Genomic DNA, 18,752 nt, shown 5'->3' with positions numbered 1-18,752 from the left:
CTGATGAGCATAGATATAAAAATTACATTATTAATAGGCTTGATCTTACTGACGGCTTGTAAACCCATTGAGAAAAAGGATACCACAGTGGCTCAAAAAACAGAACCCGACTTAACGTTCACCTGTGTGTATGAAAAAGACACCTTGCCCCCCGTTGATCCGGAAGCCGACATTTGGTTCAAACAGGCGCGAGAACTTGAAAAGGTCAATAAATCTCAACGGGATTATGCTCAAATTGGTGCACTCTACCGCAAAGCCGCAGAGCGTAATCACCCCAAAGCCATGCTTAACTTAAGCAATTTAATCAGTTATGGCAAAATACCTCCAATAGCAGGGAAGGGATCCGCCCAAGAGGTGTGGGATATTATTCAAAAAATGGCGAAATTGAATATCAGCTATGGCTATTACCAAATGGGGCATTATTTAGATACAGGCTATGGAGTCGTCGCCGACCGTACTAAAGCTTTAGCTTATTTTCGCCAAGCTGCTGATTTAGGCAGTCCTGAAGCTCAATTTGTCATTGGTGATATCTTCCTTTCAAAAAGGCTAGATAATATGCAAGACAACCCAGCTTTTTTCCCTGAAATCGGCAAAAAAATGCTAGATTGTGCCGTACAGCAACAACATGGAAAGGCTGCATATTATTTAGCGACATATTATTTAGATGTAGATAAGGAATTAGACAATGGGATGAAATATCATCAGTTAGCTGTAAAAAATGGTTATCGAGCATCAGCTTCAGCGTTAGCTGAAGGTTTTAAGCCTAATGTAAAGGAAAACTCGATGTATTATATTCCTATTAAACCAGATCCAGAACGCTCAGCTCGCTATGCGGCTATAGTCAAAGAAATGGATGCTTCTGATGAAACAGCTAAATTCCCCGATATCGATAAAATAGTTCCCCTCCCACCTGCTGAACTCCCGGAATGGGATGGCACTTTTGAGTATAAAAAACAGGCAGAGGGGCAATAACCAAAATGAATCTTTCCTTTTTATCTCATATGCCATCTGTGGCTTGTGGCACCGTTAAATACAGTGCAGTGCTATGTAGTTTGTTGATACTCAGTGCTTGCAACCCTGCGGATAAAAAGGATGAGTTACTAGCTCAAAAAACAGAACCCGACTTAACGTTCACCTGTGTGTATGAAAAAGATACATTACCTCCCGTTGATCCTGAAGCCGACATTTGGTTTAAACAAGCCCGTGAACTTGAAAAGGTGAATAAATCTCAACGAGATTATAAGCAAATTGGTGAGCTCTACCGCAAAGCCGCCGAGCGGAATCACCCTAAAGCCATGCTTAACTTAAGCAATTTAATCAGTTATGGCAAGGTCCCCCCCATTGAAGGTAAAGGTCCAGCTCAAGAGGTGTGGGACATTATCCAAAAAATGGCAAAGTTGAACATCAGCTACGGTTATTACCAAATGGGACACTACCTCGATACGGGCTATGGAGTCGTCGCTGATCGTACTAAAGCTTTAGCCTATTTTCGCCAAGCAGCGGATTTAGGCAGTCCTGAGGCACAAAGTGTGATTGGTGACATTCTGATATCAATGCGATTATCCGATAAGGACAATCCGGCTTATCGCCCTGAAATTGGTAAAAAAATGCTCGAATGTGCGGCTAATCAAGGAAACGGAGAAGCTGCATATAATCTTGCTTTTTACTTACGAGTTGTTGATCAAAATTTTAATAGTGCTTTAAAGTATTATCAACTATCAACGAAAAATGGGTATCGACATGCAGCAGCAACTTTAACTGGTGCTTTTGATCCAAAGACAGCATTAGAACGTGTTTATTATCTCAATGTAAAGCCTGATAAAGAACGTTCATTACGTTATTATGCAATAGTCAAAGAAATGGATGCCTCTGATGAAACAGCCAAATTCCCCGATATTGATAAAATCGTTCCTCTTCCCCCTGCCGAACTCCCTGAATGGGATGGCACGTTTGAATATAAAAAACAGGCAGAGGGGCAATAATCAAGATGAATCGTTCCTTTTTATTTCATCATCAATCAGTTGTTCGTCGCATATTTAAATGCGGTGCATTGATTTGTAGCATGTTGGTGCTGAGCGCTTGCAACCCGATGGATAAAAAGGAAGCGCCACCGATTCAAAAAAACGAACCCGATTTAACGTTCACCTGTGTGTATGAAAAAGACACATTACCTCCCGTTGCTCCTGAAGCCGACATTTGGTTTAAACAAGCCCGTGAACTTGAAAAGGTGAATAAATCTCAACGAGATTATAAGCAAATTGGTGAGCTCTACCGCAAAGCCGCCGAGCGGAATCACCCTAAAGCCATGCTTAACTTAAGCAATTTAATCAGTTATGGCAAGGTCCTCCCCATTGAAGGTAAAGGCCCAGCCCAGGAGGTATGGGATATTATTCAAAAAATGGCTAAATTGAATATCAGTTACGGTTATTACCAAATGGGGCACTATCTTGATACAGGCTATGGTGTCATTGCAGACCGTACAAAAGCCTTAGCGTATTTTCGCCAAGCAGCAGATTTAGGTAATCCAGAAGCCCAATATGTCATTGGCGATATATTTGTTTCCCAGCGCTTATCGGACAGAGATAACCCAGCCTATCGACCCGAAATAGGAAAAAAGATGTTGGACTGTGCAGCTAAACAAGGTAGTGGAGAGGCTGCATATAGGCTAGCGGGTTATTTATTGAACGTAGAAGAAAATATAAGTGCTATGTTACAATATTATCAAATATCAGTTAGAAACGGTTATAGACCTGCAGCCTCAACATTAGAAAAAGCTTTCAAGCCTAATGTAAAAGAAAGTTCACCTTATTACCTACCAGTGAAGGCAGATCTTGAACGTTCTGCACGTTATTATGCAATTGTCAAAGAAATGGATGCTTCTGACGAAACAGCCAAATTCCCCGATATCGATAAAATCGTTCCACTTCCTCCTGCCGAACTCCCTGAATGGGATGGTACGTTTGAATATTCAAAACAACCGGATAATCAATAAAAGGATTTTATCATGCGCGCACTTGTTCGTTTAGGTGACAAAACCACTCATGGCGGTGAAGTGATTACTGCATCTGGCTCTGTTATGTATGGTAAACCCATCGCTTTAGTGGGCGACAAAGTGGATTGCCCAAAAAAAGGACATGGTGTTAATGCCATTTTACCCGGTTCAACGCGCATTTTAATATCCGGTCGTCAGGCGGCACTGAATGGTTTTCAAACTGAATGTGGCTGTACGCTTATTGCTAGTTTGTCATCGTCGGGCGAACAATCATGATGAGTTGGAAAACACCTTCATTAGATCACCCTCTAGCGCCTAAAGTACCCCGTTGGATGCTTTGGTTTTTGATTATGCTGATTGTAGGTGCTCTTGGATTTGGGCTGAGCCTCTATTTATCCACAAATGAAATGCTATCGCCAACTACCAGCAACACTACGCTGATGATTGTATTCGTTATTTGCCCCGCGCTGTTGGTGGGTTTTATTCGATTTTTTATCTACTCAATCGCTGCTTATCGCCATCAACTTTTTACCAATATGTTAGATGATGCTCGCAGAGAATGGCGTTATTGGGCAGGCAAGCACCTTGGGGTGTTAACGCATACTCGATTAACGCAAATCGATGAAGAGCAACAAAACGGTATTTCTTTATCTTCATTGCCACCCAATAAAGATAATGTATTGACGCTAAGCTCATTGAAATCGCTTTCGTCATGGGAAAAACAAGAAATAGTGGTGCGAAAATTACTTGCGCCCATTGCCGAGTATTACCATCAACATTCTCTCTCCCAGCCTATTACCCTATATTGGCAAACTGAAGATAATGAATCTAACTGGCAGGAACTGATTGAGCGGGAAGCTGCGCGTTTGTCATTGACGCTGGAATCCGTTGAGATATTACCCTCCGAGTCGTTCAGTCAATGGTTATTAGCATTGTATGAAAATGCCTTTGAACCCAAGCTATACGCCATTTTGGCGTTTCAGTTAGATTCGACGGCGAGTGAAGAAGCCGCGAGCCTATTGCTTGCACCTCAAGGATTTTACGAACGTTTAAGAGCACCTATCAAAGCAAAGCTCCTGCGTCCGATATCTACAGATAAAGAATCTTTCGCAAATGCACTGAAAACACAGTGTGAATTTCAGTATTCAGGGGAGCAATTGGATAGGGTTTGGCACAGTGGCGTGAAAGAAAATGATAAAGGAAAGTGCATCGAGAGCTATGCACGACAGAAAGTACCTAATTTATCAGAGCATCTTTATGATATTGATGCCCTTTTAGGGAAAGGCGCTATAGCTCGCCATGTTGTGGCGCTGTCATTGGCGTGTGAATATTCGCACCACAGTCTGATAGCTCAGCAACATGAAACGCAACTTTTATTGCAGCAAATTCAGGCTTAAAGTCTAAATAAGCGAGTCGTTATTCTGATTGAAAAGACTCTCTCGAGTCATTGACTTGCAATTGACTCGAGAGAGTGAGGGGGAGCTACTTCTGCTTTTGCTGCTCTAAGAACTTAACCCCTAAATCTGGGAAATCTGTAAAGGCACCATCAACATCAGCTTGGTTATAAATAATGTCATATAACTGCTGACCATCTTTCGCGTACTTAGGCAGTTTGTCCACACGGATAGTAAATGGATGCACCGCCATATGGTTCGCGTGAGCTTCCTTCACCATACCGTTCACTTTGATATTGGTTGGCGTAGAATCTTCGCTAATGAGCATATGATAGTCAGGACCAATACCATCTGCGTAGGTTGCAATCTCTTTCATCGCACCCGGCTTCATCATCCAATCATAGTTATAGTTCACCCATGTTCCATCTGGCTTCTGCTCTTGTGTTTCTTCCCAATCGGTATAAGCGATTAATTGGATCAGTTTTAAATCCATTCCCATTTCTGGCATCAGTTTCGTTTTGATGCGTTTTAGATCAATTGGGTCGAAAGATTGCAGATAAACGTTAGAATCTTTGTTGGTATAGCCATACTCTTTCAGGACTTCTAAGGTTTTCTTGGTGATATCCTTGCCTTCTTGTTGATGGAACCAAGGGGCTTTAATTTCAGGGTAGATACCGATATTTTTACCCGTAGATTTGTTCAAACCTTGAATAAATTCAATCTCTTCTTGGAAGGTGTGAACACGGAAATCAGATTTACCCATTGGGAAACGGTTTGGATAGCTTTGGACTTTTTTGCCGTCAACAATGTCGAAACCTTCCGTGAATTTCAGGGATTTAATTTCTGGCAGGGTAAAGTCGATGGCATAGTAGCGACCATCTTTACGTGCGCGATTTGGAAACTTATCTGCTACATCAGTGACGCGATCCAGATAGTGGTCATGAAGAACAACCAGTTCATTATCTTTGGTCATCACTAAATCTTGTTCTAGGAAATCCGCGCCTTGCGCATAAGCCATCGCTTTCGCTGGAAGGGTATGTTCAGGTAAATAACCACTTGCACCACGATGCGCAATTACCACTTTACCTGCCGTTTCGGCAGCAGCAGAGACTGACATCACTAAGACCATACTTGCGACTAATGTTTTTAATTGAAAATTCATCAGTAAATCTCCTTGGTACTCATTGTTTGTAAGAAAAAAATTTGTAAGTAAAAAGCTTGTAGGTAAACAGTTTTATAGGTAGATAAATTTATAGATAAATACTTTTACAGATATAAAATGGTGCCGATAACAAATTTTGGGTAAAAAAATGGGTTATATCCTTTTCTTGATATAACCCATCAATCTAGCTAATCAACTCAACATAAGCGGTCGCTTATTGGTTTTTAGCGAGTTCGCGTTTATGTTTACTTTCGCTCAGCATAACGATGAACAGTAAAACAACGGCCAGTGCAGAACCACCGATCATCACAGCAAAACCGCCGTTCCAACCGAAGTAGTCAACGGTATAACCGACGATAGCACTTGCGGCAACAGAACCACCAAGATAACCGAATAAACCGGTGAAGCCTGCGGCGGTACCCGCTGCTTTCTTAGGTGCAAGCTCAAGAGCGTGCAGACCGATCAGCATGACAGGGCCATAGATTAAGAAACCGATAATCAACATACATGCCATATCAACGCCTGGGTTACCCGCTGGGTTCATCCAGAAGACGATAGTTGCAATGGTCACTAAGGTCATGAAGAACACGCCTGTCGCGCCACGGTTACCACGGAAGACTTTATCCGACATCCAACCGCACAGCAGCGTTCCTGGAATACCCGCATATTCATACAGGAAGTAAGCCCATGAAGATTTATCCATTGTGAAGTGTTTAACTTCGCGCAGGTAAGTTGGTGACCAGTCCAGAACACCGTAACGTAGTAAGTATACGAACACGTTAGCGATAGCAATCATCCACAGAAGTTTGTTAGGGAATACATACTTCATGAAGATAGCTTTAGCGGTTAATTCTTCTTCATCAGAGGCTTTATAGTCTGTTGGATAGTCGTTTTTGTACTCTTCAATTGGTGGCAGACCACAAGATTGCGGGGTATCACGCATTAATGCGAAGGCAATCATTGCCACTAAAATAGCCGCGAATGCTGGCATATATAGCGCAGCTTTCCAGTCGTTAAACCATGCCATACCTAACAGGAACAGTAATGGAGGCAGACCACCGCCGACGTTATGCGCACAGTTCCAAACGGAGACGATACCGCCACGTTCTTTTTGTGACCACCAGTGAACCATGGTACGTCCGCAAGGAGGCCAACCCATACCTTGGAACCAACCACATAGGAACAGCAGCACGAACATAATCATGATGCTAGACGTTGCCCATGGCACGAAGCCCATGAATATCATGACAAGTGAAGCGAGGATCAAACCTGCCGGTAAGAAGTACCGAGGGTTAGCACGGTCGGAAAATGAGCCCATGATAAATTTGGAGAAACCATAGGCGATTGAAATCCCAGATAATGCGAAACCAAGGTCACCTTTAGAGAAACCTTGTTCAACAAGATAAGGCATTGCAAGGGCGAAGTTCTTTCTAACTAAGTAGTATGCTGCGTAACCGAAGAAAATCCCCAGGAAAATCTGCCAACGTAATTTACGATAGACGGGATCTACCTTATCCGCTGGCAGCCTCTCGATATGAGCGGCGGGTTTAAACATGCGTAACATAAAGCCTCCGATGGCATGTCAGTAGTTATATGCTCTTCATTTCACATATGTTGTGAAGTTGTTGAGCGTTTATTATGGGAGAAGTAACAAAAACGAAAACAATCGAGTTTCTTTAAGCGCTTTTATTTTCTAATTGCGCTAAATCTTAATCGTTAAAAAACATTTTATCTGTAATCTAACGCACAATTATTGATTTTGTTTATCTGGCTGCATAGTTAATGCGATTTGTGAATGGAATGGAACTAAAATTGTGAATTATTTTGTGAGGGTTATCACGCTTCCGCGCTTTGATGTACCTAATTTGTACTTTTGACTTTCGTTTTTGTTCCTTATCAAACATTGAGCGCTTTTTTGAGCTTATATTAACTATAGACTATAAAAATAGAAACTATACTTATCGAATAGTGAAGATTGATTAACGTGAGGAATGCGACATGAATGGCTCATCTGTGACTGAAACGGATGTCATCATTATCGGTGGTGGCGCAACAGGTGCAGGTGTCGCTCGTGACTGCGCTCGCCGTGGATTAAAAGCAGTTTTGCTAGAACGGCATGATATTGCGACAGGTGCAACAGGGCGTAACCATGGCTTGCTACACAGTGGTGCTCGTTATGCTGTGACAGATAGTGAATCGGCAAGAGAGTGTATAGAAGAAAACAAAATTCTTAAGCGTATTGCCCATCATTGTGTTGAAAAAACCGATGGACTCTTTATTACCCTACCTGAAGATAGCCTCGAATATCAGCAGCAATTTATCACCGCTTGCCAATCCGCTGGCATTGATGCTCAAGCGATTGATCCCGCAGAAGCTATTCGCTTAGAACCTTCAGTTAACCCGCGTTTAATTGGTGCGGTTCGCGTGCCTGATGGTACTGTTGATCCATTCCGCTTAACCGCTGCCAATATGCTCGATGCGCGCGAACATGGCGCTAAAGTGCTGACTTACCATGAAGTGATTGGCTTGATCCGCCAAGGGGATAAAGTCCGCGGCGTGACGGTTTATGACCATCAAGCTAAACGCCAATATGATATTCATGCGCAAATCGTGGTGAATGCTGGCGGAATTTGGGGACAGAAAATTGCCGAATACGCCGATCTGAAAATCAAAATGTTCCCAGCGAAAGGGGCATTACTTATTTTAGGTCACCGTCTTAACAATATGGTGATCAACCGTTGCCGTAAACCGGCAGATGCGGACATTCTGGTTCCGGGGGATACCATTTCTTTGATTGGTACTACGTCAACGCATATCGAATATGACCAAATCGATAATATGTATGTGACACCAGAAGAAGTGGATATTTTGATCCGCGAAGGTTCTATGTTGTCACCAGCATTAGCGACAACGCGCATCTTACGCGCGTATGCAGGTGTTCGCCCATTAGTGGCGAGTGATGATGACCCTTCTGGTCGTAACGTAAGCCGCGGTATCGTGTTACTCGACCACGCAAAACGCGATGGTTTAGATGGTTTCATTACCATTACGGGCGGTAAATTAATGACTTATCGCTTAATGGCAGAATGGGCGACCAATAAAGTTTGTGAAAAATTGGGTGTTACGACCCCATGTACAACTGCTGAAGAACCACTACCCGGATCTCAACACAGCGCAGAAGAAGCGTTGCGTAATGTGGTCTCTATCCCGGCACCTATTCGCGGTTCGGCGGTTTATCGTCATGGTGATAGGGCGTCTGCGATCCTCAGCGCTAATCGTTTAGATAAAAGCTTAGTGTGTGAGTGTGAAGCGGTGACGGCGGGTGAGGTTCGTTATGCAGTGGAATCTTTAACCGTCAATAACTTGCTTGATTTACGCCGTCGTACCCGTGTGGGTATGGGGACGTGCCAAGGTGAACTTTGTGCTTGCCGCGCGGCGGGATTACTCAATCGTTTTAACGTCACTACACCACATGAAACCGAGCAGCAACTGGGGCACTTCTTAAATGAGCGTTGGAAAGGGGTGAGACCGATTGCTTGGGGGGATGCTTTGCGTGAAAGCGAGTTTACCAGTTGGGTGTATCACGGATTATGTGGCATGAATGAAAGTACATTGAGCCAGCCTGCTCAGAAGGAGGCAGAGAATGAAATATGATGCAGTAGTGATGGGCGGAGGCCTTGCCGGTCTTATCTGTGGAATTCGTCTGACTCAATCAGGACTTTCTTGTGCCATCGTGAGTGCAGGGCAGAACGCACTGCATTTCTCGTCGGGCTCATTGGATTTATTAACGCATCTTCCTGATGGCACTCAAGTTGAGCAACCGCTGTCCATGTTGGAAGCGCTAAAACAACAAGCACCGAGTCATCCGTACAGTTTGATTGGGGCAGAAAAAGTCGCTGAGCTGGCTAAATTGGCACAGACTACACTACAGCAAGCAGGGCTACATCTAAAAGGTTCTTGCGAAGAAAACCATTACCGTATTACGCCGTTAGGTCATAAGCGAATGACATGGCTTAGCCCAGAGTCGGTACCAACAACTGCGCTCCATCAACCGATGGAATTAGGCAAAATTGCCGTTGTGGGCATTGAAGGTTTCCTCGATTTTCAACCGCAAATGGTGGCGGATGAGCTAGACCGTCAAGGGCTCGAAGCCGAGGCGTGCTATGTCCACTTACCGTTACTTGACCGCTTAAGAGAAAACCCAAGCGAGTTCCGCGCGATTAACGTAGCGCGCTGGTTAGATAGACCTGAAAATATGGCGCAAATTGTGGAAGAAATTGCACCGTTAGTTGCTAATGCGGATGCGGTGTTTATGCCTGCGTGTATTGGTCTTGACAGTGAAGAGCCAATGTTAGAGTTGCAGAAACGCTTAGGTAAGCCGCTATTTTTACTGCCAACATTACCGCCATCTTTATTAGGTATTCGCCTTCATGAAATGCTATTACGCCAGTTCCGCCGTCAAGGCGGGATCATGATGCCGGGTGATAAAGTCACTTCCGTCAATTTCGTGGGGTCACGTATTGAATCTGTTCAAACCCGTAATCACGGCAATATTTCATTGAAAGCTAAACATTTTGTGTTGGCGACGGGAAGTTTCTTTAATAACGGCTTGGTCGCGAAATTTGACCAAGTGTATGAACCTTTGATGAATTTGGATTTAGGCGAAATCGGCGACCGCGCCAAATGGACGAACAAAGAGTTCTTCGCATCTCAGCCATACATGGCGTTTGGTGTACAAACCGACGGAAATTTACGCGGTAAAAAACACGGTGAAACCATCGAAAACCTGTATATCGCAGGTGCGGTCTTAAGTGGGTTTGATCCACTAACTCAAGGCTGTGGTGCAGGGGTTTCACTGGTCACGGGCTTATATGCTGCGAATGAAATCGTGAATGAATTTGCTAAAGATCAAGCCATGCAGGCGGAGGTGGCACAATGAGTATTCAAGATGCAAGCTTTGAAAGCTGTATAAAATGTACTGTTTGTACCACCTACTGCCCAGTGGCAAAGGCGAACCCACTGTATCCAGGGCCAAAACAAGCGGGTCCTGATGGTGAGCGTTTACGCTTAAAAGATCCGATGATGTACGATGATGCATTGAAATTCTGTACTAACTGTAAGCGTTGTGAAGTGGCGTGCCCGTCTGATGTGAAGATTGGGGATATTATCGCCCGCGCTCGTAATACCTATAGCCAGCAGAAACCGAAACTGCGTGATGCGATTTTAAGCCATACAGATATCATGGGCTCCTTATCGACCCCATTTGCCCCTGTAGTCAATACTATTACGGGTTTAAAACCCGTTCGCCAAATTCTGGATAAAGCCCTGAAAATTGACCATCGTCGTGAGCTGCCGAAATATTCATTCGGGACTTTCCGTCGTTGGTACGGTAAACAAGCCGCAGAGCAGGCGAAGTTTGAAGAGCAAGTGGCATTCTTCCATGGCTGCTATGTGAACTATAACCATCCGCAACTGGGTAAAGATTTAATCAAAGTTTTCAATGGTATGAATATTGGTGTTCAGCTGTTAAAACGTGAAAAATGTTGTGGTGTGGCACTGATCGCAAACGGATTTATGAAGCAAGCGAAACGCCAAGCGAATGTGAATTTGGAATCACTCCAAGAGACGATTCTGGAGAAACATATTCCCGTCGTGGCGACCTCATCGACTTGTACATTTACCATTCGTGATGAGTATACCCATGTGCTGGATGTTGATACCTCTGAGATGCGCGATAACATTGAATTAGCGACCCGCTATATTTATCGTCTGCTGGAAGAAGGGCGCGAACTGAAACTGAAGCACACTCCATTAAAAGTGGCTTATCACACGCCGTGCCATATGGAAAAAATGGGTTGGACATCCTACACCCTTGAACTGATCAAGCGCGTACCGGGTGTTGAACTGATTGTCTTAGATTCACAATGCTGCGGTATCGCAGGAACTTACGGGTTCAAAAAAGAGAACTACGAAGTTTCCCAAGGTATTGGAGCAGGGCTATTTCGTCAAATTGAAGAGAGTGGCGCGGATATGGTGATCACCGACTGTGAAACCTGTAAATGGCAAATTGAAATGTCCACCAGTAAGAAATGTGAACACCCAATTTCGCTGCTAGCTCGCGCACTCGAATAATCAATGGTTGTGTTGAGCAATGTGAAAAGTCGTTAGGTATTAATCAAGTTAACCCTTTGGGAGATAAGTGATGGCTTATCTCCCTTTTTTATCTCAGTGCTGTGGGGATAATTGTTTCTTGCTGGCGGTAGCGAAGAAAGTCTTCAAAATAAAGTTCAGTAATAAACCGTAAGCTGGCAAGAAGAACAGCATACAAATTAATAACTTGAAGACGTAATCAACAAGGGCGATTTCCATCCAATTCGCTGCCATAAACGGGTCGCTGCTTTGATAAAACGCGATAAAGAAGAACGCGATGGTATCAATCAAGTTACCAAAAAACATGGCGCAGGCGGGAGCCACAAACCAACGTTTGTTTTGGCGCAGTCGGTTAAACACGCTGACATCCAATATTTGACCGAGGACATATGCCATAAAACTTGCCGCCGCGATACGCGCAACAAACAGGTTAAATGTCATGATAGCCGCAAAACCTTGCCATTCTCCTTGGAAGAACAGAGCAGAAATTACATACGAAATTAATAATGCCGGTAGCATGACCGCAGTGATAATTCGACGAGCTAATGGCGCACCATAGATGCGAACTGTTAAGTCCGTAGCAAGGAAAATAAAGGGAAAGGTAAACGCACCCCAGGTAGTATGAAACCCAAAAATATTAATGGGTAACTGCACCAAGTAGTTGCTGGATGTAATAATTAAAATATGAAATAACGATAGCCAAATTAACGCAGTGGCTTTTTGCTGCGGAGTAAACGTAAACATATTGTACCTTTTTAGTCGCAATGGGGTGAGGGAACCCATGAATAACATCCCTAAATTGGGAAGAGCGCATCATACTCTCGTTGCGCAACAAAATCAAAACTGTTCATCCACTGCGCGTGGCTTTACAATAAGCGCATTGATGACCAAGAGAATGTGGTGTTATGTCTGACTTATTTTCTAATCCAACGAAAACCCTTGATACGCTAGGGCTGCGCTGCCCAGAACCTGTGATGCTGGTACGTAAAACCGTACGCAATATGGCGGACGGTGATACTTTGTTAATTATTGCAGATGACCCTGCCACCACCCGCGATATTCCCGGTTTTTGCCGTTTTATGGAGCACGAGCTGCTGGCGATTGAAGTGGAGAATGCGCCGTATCGTTATTTATTGCGCAAAAAATCCAGCGGCTTGTAATACCTAGCCAGCGGCATTGATGATAGATAGCCTTTTTGCTTCGCAGGAGGCTATTGTTGATGGACGATTTAGTTAAGCGCTTGAATTTCACTGTCTGATAACCCAGTGAGTTTGCTAATAATGTCGATTTTTAAACCTAGTTGTAAACTTTTTAAAGCAATTTCTTGTAGGGTTTCTTCCTTTCCCTCAACTCTTCCCTCAACTTTACCTTCATTTTTTAACCGTTGTGCAATATTCATAATAGCTCCTCGATGGTTTTCGGCTTGATCGACTAACGTCTTAACGATATGGGTGTAATAAGGTGAATCCATGATGATAAATAAGTAATTCAAGATAGTGACCACATCATCTTTGTCATTATAGTGGCTGTTTAATATTTGAACGAAGTGCTCAGTGACTCTCTGGTGGTCATTTCGTAGTTTTTTGTGTTTCATTGCGAGTTCCATCACAGCGATTTTGCGGTGACTAACTATTTCGGTATCCTCAACTACGGTGATGTCCACCAACGGGAAAGGGCTGCTATATAGATCATGAGCTATTTCAGCGTGGGGCAAGCATTGTGTCCATGTACCTTCATAAGGATAGGGGGATGTTTCCCCGTGATAAAACAGAATGGGAACAACGAGCGGTAAGGTTTTATGCCCTTGCTGTAGATGTTGATTCATCGCCATAAATGCGTAGTGCATTAAACGCCAACCCATCAACTTGTCAGGTGTCGACTGATGCTCGACTAACAAATAGATATAGCTATCTCCCATTTTTGTTTGTACAGAATAGAGCACATCGGAAAACCGAGTTCTCAGTTTGCTATCAATAAAGGCTGAATTAATGAGGGTAAGCGTATCGAAATCGCACAAGCGTTTAATTTGCTCAGGTAAATGAAGCTCAAAGAAATCTCGGGCATTACCCTGCTTTGTCATAAAGCCTTTAAAGGCGGCATCATGAGGTATTGAACTTGCATTATTAGCCATATCCACGCTCAGCAAATGTTGTCGATGACCGAGATATTACCCAATATTTCTGTGTGCGGGAGAAAAGTTAGTCCTAAATTCAGGCGGTGAATGGTTAATATAACTCTTTGCTGTAATTGATGATTTTAAATTTTCCACGCATAAAAAAACGCCGTAATGATGATCATTACGGCGTTGATATATCAAACTAACAGAAGGCTATTTTTTGACTTCGGGTAGCTTAACGCGCAGTAAGCGAACCGCGTTGGCGGTGACTAATGCGGTAGCACCAGAATCTGCTAATACCGCCACCCATAAACCTGTAATACCTAATAGACTGGTGACTAAGAAAACCGCTTTTAAGCCCAAGGCGATAGTGATGTTCTCGCGGATGATCTTCCGTGTGGCTCTGGATAATGCCACGATTTCAGGTAATCCAGTCAAACGGTTATGAGTTAAAGCGGCATCCGCAGTTTCTAAAGCAACGTCAGTACCGCCACCCATTGCGACACCAATACTTGACGCTTTCATAGCTGGGGCATCATTAATACCGTCACCCACCATCATAGTGTTGTGGTCGCGATTAAGCTCCATCACGGCGGTCACTTTATCTTCTGGCAATAATCCAGCACGGAACTCCATACCCAACTGATTTGCAATGGCGCTGGCGGCACGCGGGTTATCCCCTGTTAGCATCACGGCATTAACATTCAGTGATTTCAACATCGCCATCGCATCAGCGGCATCGCTACGTAAGGTATCTTGCAGAGCGGTTAAGCCGATAACTTGTCCATCTTCTAACGTGACGACAACCGTTTTACCTTGTGCTTCTAACTCTTCCACTTTTGCTTGCCACTGGCTGCTTAATGGTGGTTCAACCCTTGATGGCGCACTAACTAACACTTGCTTACCGTTAAAAGAACCTTCGACCCCTTTACCCGCAAGTGCTTTACGCTCTAACGCTTCCTCAACAGTGATAGATAATTCTTCAGCTTTGTTGACGATAGCTTTAGCCAGTGGATGGTGAGAGCCAACTTCAACCGAGGCGGTGATACGAATTAATTCGCTTTCACCCAGACCTTCAACAGGAACAACATCGGTGACGTGCGGTTTACCTTCTGTCAGGGTGCCCGTTTTATCCAGTGCAATCGTGGTGACTGTTCCCAACTGTTCTAATGCTGCACCGCCTTTAATTAAAGCGCCACGTCGAGTCGCCGTTGCCAGTGCCGAGGTAATTGCCGCAGGGGTTGAGATAACCAACGCACAAGGGCAACCAATTAATAGCAAAGTCAGACCGCGGTAAATCCAAGTGTCCCATGCTGCGCCGAAGAACATTGGCGGGATCACTATCACCAAAGCTGAAATCAGCATGATAATTGGGGTATAGATGCGGCTGAAACGGTCGATGAATCGCTCAATCGGCGCACGACGCTCTTCGGCTTCTTCAATCAGTTGCAAGATACGGTCGATAGCATTTTGGCCTTGCTCTGATACCACTTCCATTTGTACCGCTTTGTCGACGGACAAACAGCCCGCAGCCACTTTTTCCCCAGCACTGCGTTCTACAGGAACGGATTCACCGGTTAATGCGCTTTCATCAAAACTCGCAAACCCTGTAACCAGCACCGCATCGGTCGGTAATCGACCACCAGGTGCAATTTCAATGATGTCACCAGGGCGTAACTGTGCGACAGGAACCGACGCTTTTTGTCCATCCTTGATAAGTACGGCATCTTCAGGCACTAAAGCCATGAGTGCGCTAACACCTCGGCGAGCGCGTCCCGCAGAGTAGGACTCAAGCATTTCACCCAGCATAAACAGTAAGATAACCATGGCGGCCTCTTCTGTTGCTTGGATGAAAATTGCCCCTACAGCAGCAACGGTCATCAAGGTTTCAATCGCAAATGGCGTACCAGTACGGATCAAACGTAATGATTTACGCGCGATAGGGTATAACCCAAATAACGTGGTTAGGATAAACGCAATGTTACCCAGTTGTGGGTTAACAAACTCCAATCCCCAGCTGATTGCCATGAGGATCGCTAAAATAATGACGGGTTTTGCTTCACTCAGTAAACTTGGTGGCGGTGCTGATGCTGCACTCGCGCTTCCTACATCATGGAGCTCGTAACCCGCAGCTTCGACCGTTGAACGAACGACTGCAGTGACGTCTTTGTCAGCGTCCACGACGAGTTTTTCAGTGGCAAAGAGGACTTTGGCTTGAGCGACTTCGCGAATTTGGGAAATCGCGTTTTCGATTTTAGCCGCGCAGCTTGGGCAGTCCATTCCACGTACAATCCAGCTAAAGCGCTGTTTAGCAGTTTGGGTAGGCTCTACATCATCATTTGCAGCGGATGCTGAGCTACAGCAGCTACCATGTTGATGGGACTTTTCATCGTCATCATCATGAGCATGATTTTTGTCATCGCCATGATGATGTTCATGGGATGATGCGTCATGGCTCACAGCTTTGCTAGTCTCTACAGCTGCGGATGAGCAAGTGTTTCCTGAGCAGCAAGACGTGCTGTGTGCATGGGTATCTTTATGAGAGTGTGAGTGCATAAGCGCCCCCTTTTTCTAGATGCGTTTTTAACCATGTTCTCTAATTAAGGTTAAGTCTACACTTTGGAGTAGACTCTAGAGTCAAACGAAAAAGGGGAAGCCAATTGATAAAATTTTCAAATAGCACGTTTTATCAATTGGCGGGGGATTATAAATAAATGGCGCGAACAATAAAGAACTGGCCGAGGAAGTAGAATGCTGCCACGACGGCTTTAGAGGCTTTGAATGGGAAACGGAAATGGGCAATTAACCAGATACAGTGAGATAAAAATAGCAGAGAAGCGCCCACCATAATCGAGAAATTAAATTCTCGACCTAAGCCAAAGTATTGGTCTCCAGCCACCCACATCATAATCATGCTCATAATAATAGAGGCGAAAACAACAGGCTGTTGGCTTTCCAGTTTTCCCCAAATCAGTACCAAGGTGACGGCTGCGATAGCGATAGGGACGATAAGCCAAGGCAGATACAGACCAAAGTTGAATTGCATTCCAAAGCTAATGGTGTAGACCAGATAACTTAAGAACATCAGCCCTAAAGAAGTAAGCAAGTGCTCACTAGAAAACATTCTCGAGAGGTCAGCAACTAAGGAAAGCAGTAAACCGCCTAAAATTAGGTAGGTTTGCGCATTTAAGTCGTCAGAACTCCATCCCCAGAATAATAGGAGAAGCAAAGTGATAGGGCGGAATAACCAACGTTGCCACTCAGGACCACGATAGGCTGCATCAACGTACAGCCAGCCAGAAAATAAAACAGCGAGGAATGGCCAACTAATCATACACATATCCTTAAGAGTTTCTGGAAAAGAGAAATCACCAAGAGCGATTAAATATAAATGAACTATACCGCGTCTCGCATAAATTGTATGGCGTTTATCTGCAATTTGAGCGATAGAGGGTATATACTTATGATAATTCTAAGCTAAATATATAAATTATGAATAAGCCAATTCTCTTAATTATTGTTCTCGCGATTATCGCCGTGTTAGCCACTAAGCGTTTTTTTGACCAAAAGAAACAGAATGAAATTAATGATAATTCATTGCCTGTCAGTCAGTTAGTGCTCGTTAAAGAGAAAAAGGATTACCCTTATCCAAATATGCGTTCCCGGGAACGCGATGTGGTATCTCCTGAAACTTTTCGCTATGAACTTTATTTTCAGACTCAAGCTTCAGGAGAAACGATTAAAGTGATCGTCAGCGAAGAGCAGTACCAAGGTGTTGAGTTGGGCGCTAAAGGTAAGCTAACCCTACAAGGTACGCGATTTATTCGCTTCGAACCCTCTGAATAAACGATTATTTCTTTTTAGCGGCTTCAATAGCCGCTTTTGTTTTCTTATGCATGGCAAGCATTTCAAACACGCCAAAAAAGAAAATTTTTGTCTGCTGGAGCCCTGTTAGCTTTTGATCTTTTGGTAAGCTGGCTTTCAGGAAGATAGTCTGCAATGCGTGCATGAAAATCATAAATACCATTGCAACATCCATGAAATATTTCAATGGCTTAGGAAATGGATGCACAATATTAAAGATCATAAAGCCCCAAACACAAATCATGAGCAGACGTCCGATATTAATCAGCATCTTTTTCTCCCTGCATACTTGATGAATTAACAGATTGACGAATAAACAGACGATACGCAACTTGGCCAGCGACCTTTTCACGGTGTAGCTGCCAGTTTGCGGGAATGTCAGTAAGTGGTAACTCCGCTTCTGACTCTACATAAATCCAACTTTCATCAGCTAACCACTGATTTTTTTCCAGTAGCGTGATGGTTTCTCCAAGTAGCCCTTTACGAAAAGGTGGGTCGATAAACACCACATCACAAGGCGTTCCTACTTGGCTGAGAACGGTGAGGCTGCTGTTATTAATAACGGTCGCATTATCAGCGTCTAAGCGAACTTTGTTTTCACTAAGAAGCTTGGCATTTTGTTTATCAAGTTCAATAAACGTGACGTGCTCGGCAAAGCGAGATAAGGCTTCAAAACCTAAAGCGCCGCTACCAGCGAAGCAATCAAGACAGCGAGCATCACGGATCACTGGCATGAGCCAGTTAAAGAGCGTTTCTTTGATGCGATCAGTGGTGGGACGTAAGCCCTCACTATCGCGTACAGGCAGTTTTCGCCCACGCCACTTACCACCAATGACACGAATTTGCCCCAAGGAGGCTGTTTGTGGTTTTTTTGCCATAATATGTATAGTTGCTTAGTTCATTGAGGAATGTATAAATTATTGGGGACTATTGTAGCGCTTCGGTTTCACGGTTTTAACAGAAAAATAAGAATAAATTGTCAGGATTTTTCTTTCAGATATGTGTTGCTGCGCGATGAAATGATAGACTGCATGTAATTTTATTGCGATTTAATTTTTAAACGCCATGTTTTTA

The 18,752-nt window shown here is 43.9% G+C and carries 14 protein-coding genes and 4 pseudogenes; 10 read left to right on the top strand and 8 right to left on the bottom strand.

Features of this window, described 5'->3' with window-relative positions:
- The first annotated feature begins 3 nt into the window (after window positions 1-3).
- The 5 genes and pseudogenes from GKR74_RS10405 (at window position 4) to GKR74_RS10385 (ending at window position 4,389) form a co-directional block, all read left to right on the top strand.
- Complete coding sequence (locus tag GKR74_RS10405; RefSeq protein ID WP_154603501.1) at window positions 4-972, top strand: SEL1-like repeat protein; 969 nt, start codon at window positions 4-6, stop codon at window positions 970-972.
- 5 nt (window positions 973-977) lie between these two features.
- A complete protein-coding gene (locus GKR74_RS10400; RefSeq protein WP_230089145.1) occupies window positions 978-1,982 on the top strand; it encodes an SEL1-like repeat protein in 1,005 nt (334 codons plus the stop codon).
- An 80-nt stretch (window positions 1,983-2,062) separates the two neighbouring features.
- Complete coding sequence (locus tag GKR74_RS10395) at window positions 2,063-2,992, top strand: SEL1-like repeat protein (RefSeq protein WP_154603539.1); 930 nt, start codon at window positions 2,063-2,065, stop codon at window positions 2,990-2,992.
- 12 nt (window positions 2,993-3,004) lie between these two features.
- Window positions 3,005-3,292: pseudogene (locus GKR74_RS10390) on the top strand (PAAR domain-containing protein).
- The gene (locus tag GKR74_RS10385) at window positions 3,265-4,389 is read left to right on the top strand and encodes a hypothetical protein (RefSeq protein ID WP_154603500.1); all 1,125 of its coding nucleotides are present in this window, start codon (window positions 3,265-3,267) and stop codon (window positions 4,387-4,389) included. Before GKR74_RS10390 ends, GKR74_RS10385 begins: the two are co-directional and overlap by 28 nt.
- Window positions 4,390-4,474: 85 nt before the next feature.
- On the opposite strand, the gene glpQ is transcribed toward GKR74_RS10385, so the two are convergent.
- Both glpQ and glpT read right to left on the bottom strand, forming a co-directional pair.
- On the bottom strand, window positions 4,475-5,548 hold the full coding sequence (glpQ, locus tag GKR74_RS10380) for a glycerophosphodiester phosphodiesterase (protein WP_006659015.1): 1,074 nt from the start codon (window positions 5,546-5,548) through the stop codon (window positions 4,475-4,477).
- A 214-nt stretch (window positions 5,549-5,762) separates the two neighbouring features.
- Window positions 5,763-7,112 carry a glycerol-3-phosphate transporter gene (glpT, locus tag GKR74_RS10375; RefSeq protein WP_154603499.1) on the bottom strand — a complete coding sequence of 450 codons (1,350 nt, stop codon included), beginning with the start codon at window positions 7,110-7,112 and terminating at the stop codon, window positions 5,763-5,765.
- A 434-nt stretch (window positions 7,113-7,546) separates the two neighbouring features.
- Between glpT and glpA the strand changes: the two are divergent.
- The 3 genes and pseudogenes from glpA to glpC form a co-directional block, all read left to right on the top strand.
- Window positions 7,547-9,199 (top strand): annotated as a pseudogene (gene glpA, locus GKR74_RS10370) (anaerobic glycerol-3-phosphate dehydrogenase subunit A); the annotation flags it as partial.
- Window positions 9,192-10,520, top strand: a pseudogene (gene glpB / locus GKR74_RS10365) (glycerol-3-phosphate dehydrogenase subunit GlpB). The pseudogenes glpA and glpB, both read left to right, overlap by 8 nt.
- Window positions 10,484-11,680, top strand: coding sequence for an anaerobic glycerol-3-phosphate dehydrogenase subunit GlpC (gene glpC, locus GKR74_RS10360; protein WP_006659019.1), 1,197 nt, complete (start codon window positions 10,484-10,486; stop codon window positions 11,678-11,680). The pseudogene glpB and the gene glpC overlap by 37 nt, the downstream one beginning before the upstream one ends.
- Window positions 11,681-11,755: 75 nt before the next feature.
- On the opposite strand, the pseudogene GKR74_RS10355 reads toward glpC, so the two are convergent.
- A pseudogene (locus GKR74_RS10355) lies at window positions 11,756-12,442 on the bottom strand (7-cyano-7-deazaguanine/7-aminomethyl-7-deazaguanine transporter).
- 161 nt (window positions 12,443-12,603) lie between these two features.
- Here GKR74_RS10355 and tusA point away from each other — a divergent pair.
- Entirely contained in the window at window positions 12,604-12,858 is a 255-nt protein-coding gene (gene tusA / locus GKR74_RS10350; RefSeq protein ID WP_154603496.1) for a sulfurtransferase TusA, read from the top strand.
- 68 nt (window positions 12,859-12,926) lie between these two features.
- Here the strand turns inward: tusA and GKR74_RS10345 are convergent, their stop codons facing one another.
- The 3 genes from GKR74_RS10345 to GKR74_RS10335 all read right to left on the bottom strand — a co-directional run bounded on the left by GKR74_RS10345 (window position 12,927) and on the right by GKR74_RS10335 (window position 17,148).
- On the bottom strand, window positions 12,927-13,829 hold the full coding sequence (locus GKR74_RS10345; protein ID WP_154603495.1) for an Rpn family recombination-promoting nuclease/putative transposase: 903 nt from the start codon (window positions 13,827-13,829) through the stop codon (window positions 12,927-12,929).
- A gap of 198 nt (window positions 13,830-14,027) precedes the next feature.
- On the bottom strand, window positions 14,028-16,370 hold the full coding sequence (locus GKR74_RS10340) for a zinc/cadmium/mercury/lead-transporting ATPase (RefSeq protein WP_154603494.1): 2,343 nt from the start codon (window positions 16,368-16,370) through the stop codon (window positions 14,028-14,030).
- Window positions 16,371-16,518: 148 nt separating this feature from the next.
- Window positions 16,519-17,148, bottom strand: coding sequence for a lysoplasmalogenase (locus GKR74_RS10335; RefSeq protein ID WP_154603493.1), 630 nt, complete (start codon window positions 17,146-17,148; stop codon window positions 16,519-16,521).
- 158 nt (window positions 17,149-17,306) lie between these two features.
- Here GKR74_RS10335 and GKR74_RS10330 point away from each other — a divergent pair, with 158 nt between their 5' ends.
- The gene (locus GKR74_RS10330) at window positions 17,307-17,660 is read left to right on the top strand and encodes a DUF2500 family protein (protein WP_036956001.1); all 354 of its coding nucleotides are present in this window, start codon (window positions 17,307-17,309) and stop codon (window positions 17,658-17,660) included.
- 4 nt (window positions 17,661-17,664) lie between these two features.
- On the opposite strand, the gene GKR74_RS10325 is transcribed toward GKR74_RS10330, so the two are convergent.
- Both GKR74_RS10325 and rsmD read right to left on the bottom strand, forming a co-directional pair.
- Entirely contained in the window at window positions 17,665-17,949 is a 285-nt protein-coding gene (locus GKR74_RS10325) for a DUF1145 family protein (RefSeq protein WP_036956002.1), read from the bottom strand.
- Window positions 17,939-18,556, bottom strand: coding sequence for a 16S rRNA (guanine(966)-N(2))-methyltransferase (gene rsmD / locus GKR74_RS10320; protein ID WP_154603492.1), 618 nt, complete (start codon window positions 18,554-18,556; stop codon window positions 17,939-17,941). Before rsmD ends, GKR74_RS10325 begins: the two co-directional genes overlap by 11 nt.
- Between the last annotated feature and the right edge of the window lie 196 nt (window positions 18,557-18,752).

Source organism: Providencia sp. wls1914 (assembly GCF_009706645.1).
In the GTDB taxonomy this organism is placed as follows: domain Bacteria; phylum Pseudomonadota; class Gammaproteobacteria; order Enterobacterales; family Enterobacteriaceae; genus Providencia; species Providencia zhijiangensis.
The sequence above is the reverse complement of the archived record's forward strand: the minus strand, read 5'-3'. Positions and strand labels throughout refer to the sequence as shown.

Excerpts from the sequence above, each read along its gene's own strand:
- GKR74_RS10405 (WP_154603501.1), top strand. The coding sequence starts at position 4 with ATGAGCATAGATATAAAAATTACATTATTAATAGGCTTGATCTTACTG.
- GKR74_RS10400 (WP_230089145.1), top strand. The coding sequence starts at position 978 with ATGAATCTTTCCTTTTTATCTCATATGCCATCTGTGGCTTGTGGCACC.
- GKR74_RS10395 (WP_154603539.1), top strand. The coding sequence starts at position 2,063 with ATGTTGGTGCTGAGCGCTTGCAACCCGATGGATAAAAAGGAAGCGCCA.
- GKR74_RS10385 (WP_154603500.1), top strand. The coding sequence starts at position 3,265 with ATGATGAGTTGGAAAACACCTTCATTAGATCACCCTCTAGCGCCTAAA.
- glpQ (WP_006659015.1), bottom strand. The coding sequence starts at position 5,548 with ATGAATTTTCAATTAAAAACATTAGTCGCAAGTATGGTCTTAGTGATG.
- glpT (WP_154603499.1), bottom strand. The coding sequence starts at position 7,112 with ATGTTACGCATGTTTAAACCCGCCGCTCATATCGAGAGGCTGCCAGCG.
- glpC (WP_006659019.1), top strand. The coding sequence starts at position 10,484 with ATGAGTATTCAAGATGCAAGCTTTGAAAGCTGTATAAAATGTACTGTT.
- tusA (WP_154603496.1), top strand. The coding sequence starts at position 12,604 with ATGTCTGACTTATTTTCTAATCCAACGAAAACCCTTGATACGCTAGGG.
- GKR74_RS10345 (WP_154603495.1), bottom strand. The coding sequence starts at position 13,829 with ATGGCTAATAATGCAAGTTCAATACCTCATGATGCCGCCTTTAAAGGC.
- GKR74_RS10340 (WP_154603494.1), bottom strand. The coding sequence starts at position 16,370 with ATGCACTCACACTCTCATAAAGATACCCATGCACACAGCACGTCTTGC.
- GKR74_RS10335 (WP_154603493.1), bottom strand. The coding sequence starts at position 17,148 with ATGATTAGTTGGCCATTCCTCGCTGTTTTATTTTCTGGCTGGCTGTAC.
- GKR74_RS10330 (WP_036956001.1), top strand. The coding sequence starts at position 17,307 with ATGAATAAGCCAATTCTCTTAATTATTGTTCTCGCGATTATCGCCGTG.
- GKR74_RS10325 (WP_036956002.1), bottom strand. The coding sequence starts at position 17,949 with ATGCTGATTAATATCGGACGTCTGCTCATGATTTGTGTTTGGGGCTTT.
- rsmD (WP_154603492.1), bottom strand. The coding sequence starts at position 18,556 with ATGGCAAAAAAACCACAAACAGCCTCCTTGGGGCAAATTCGTGTCATT.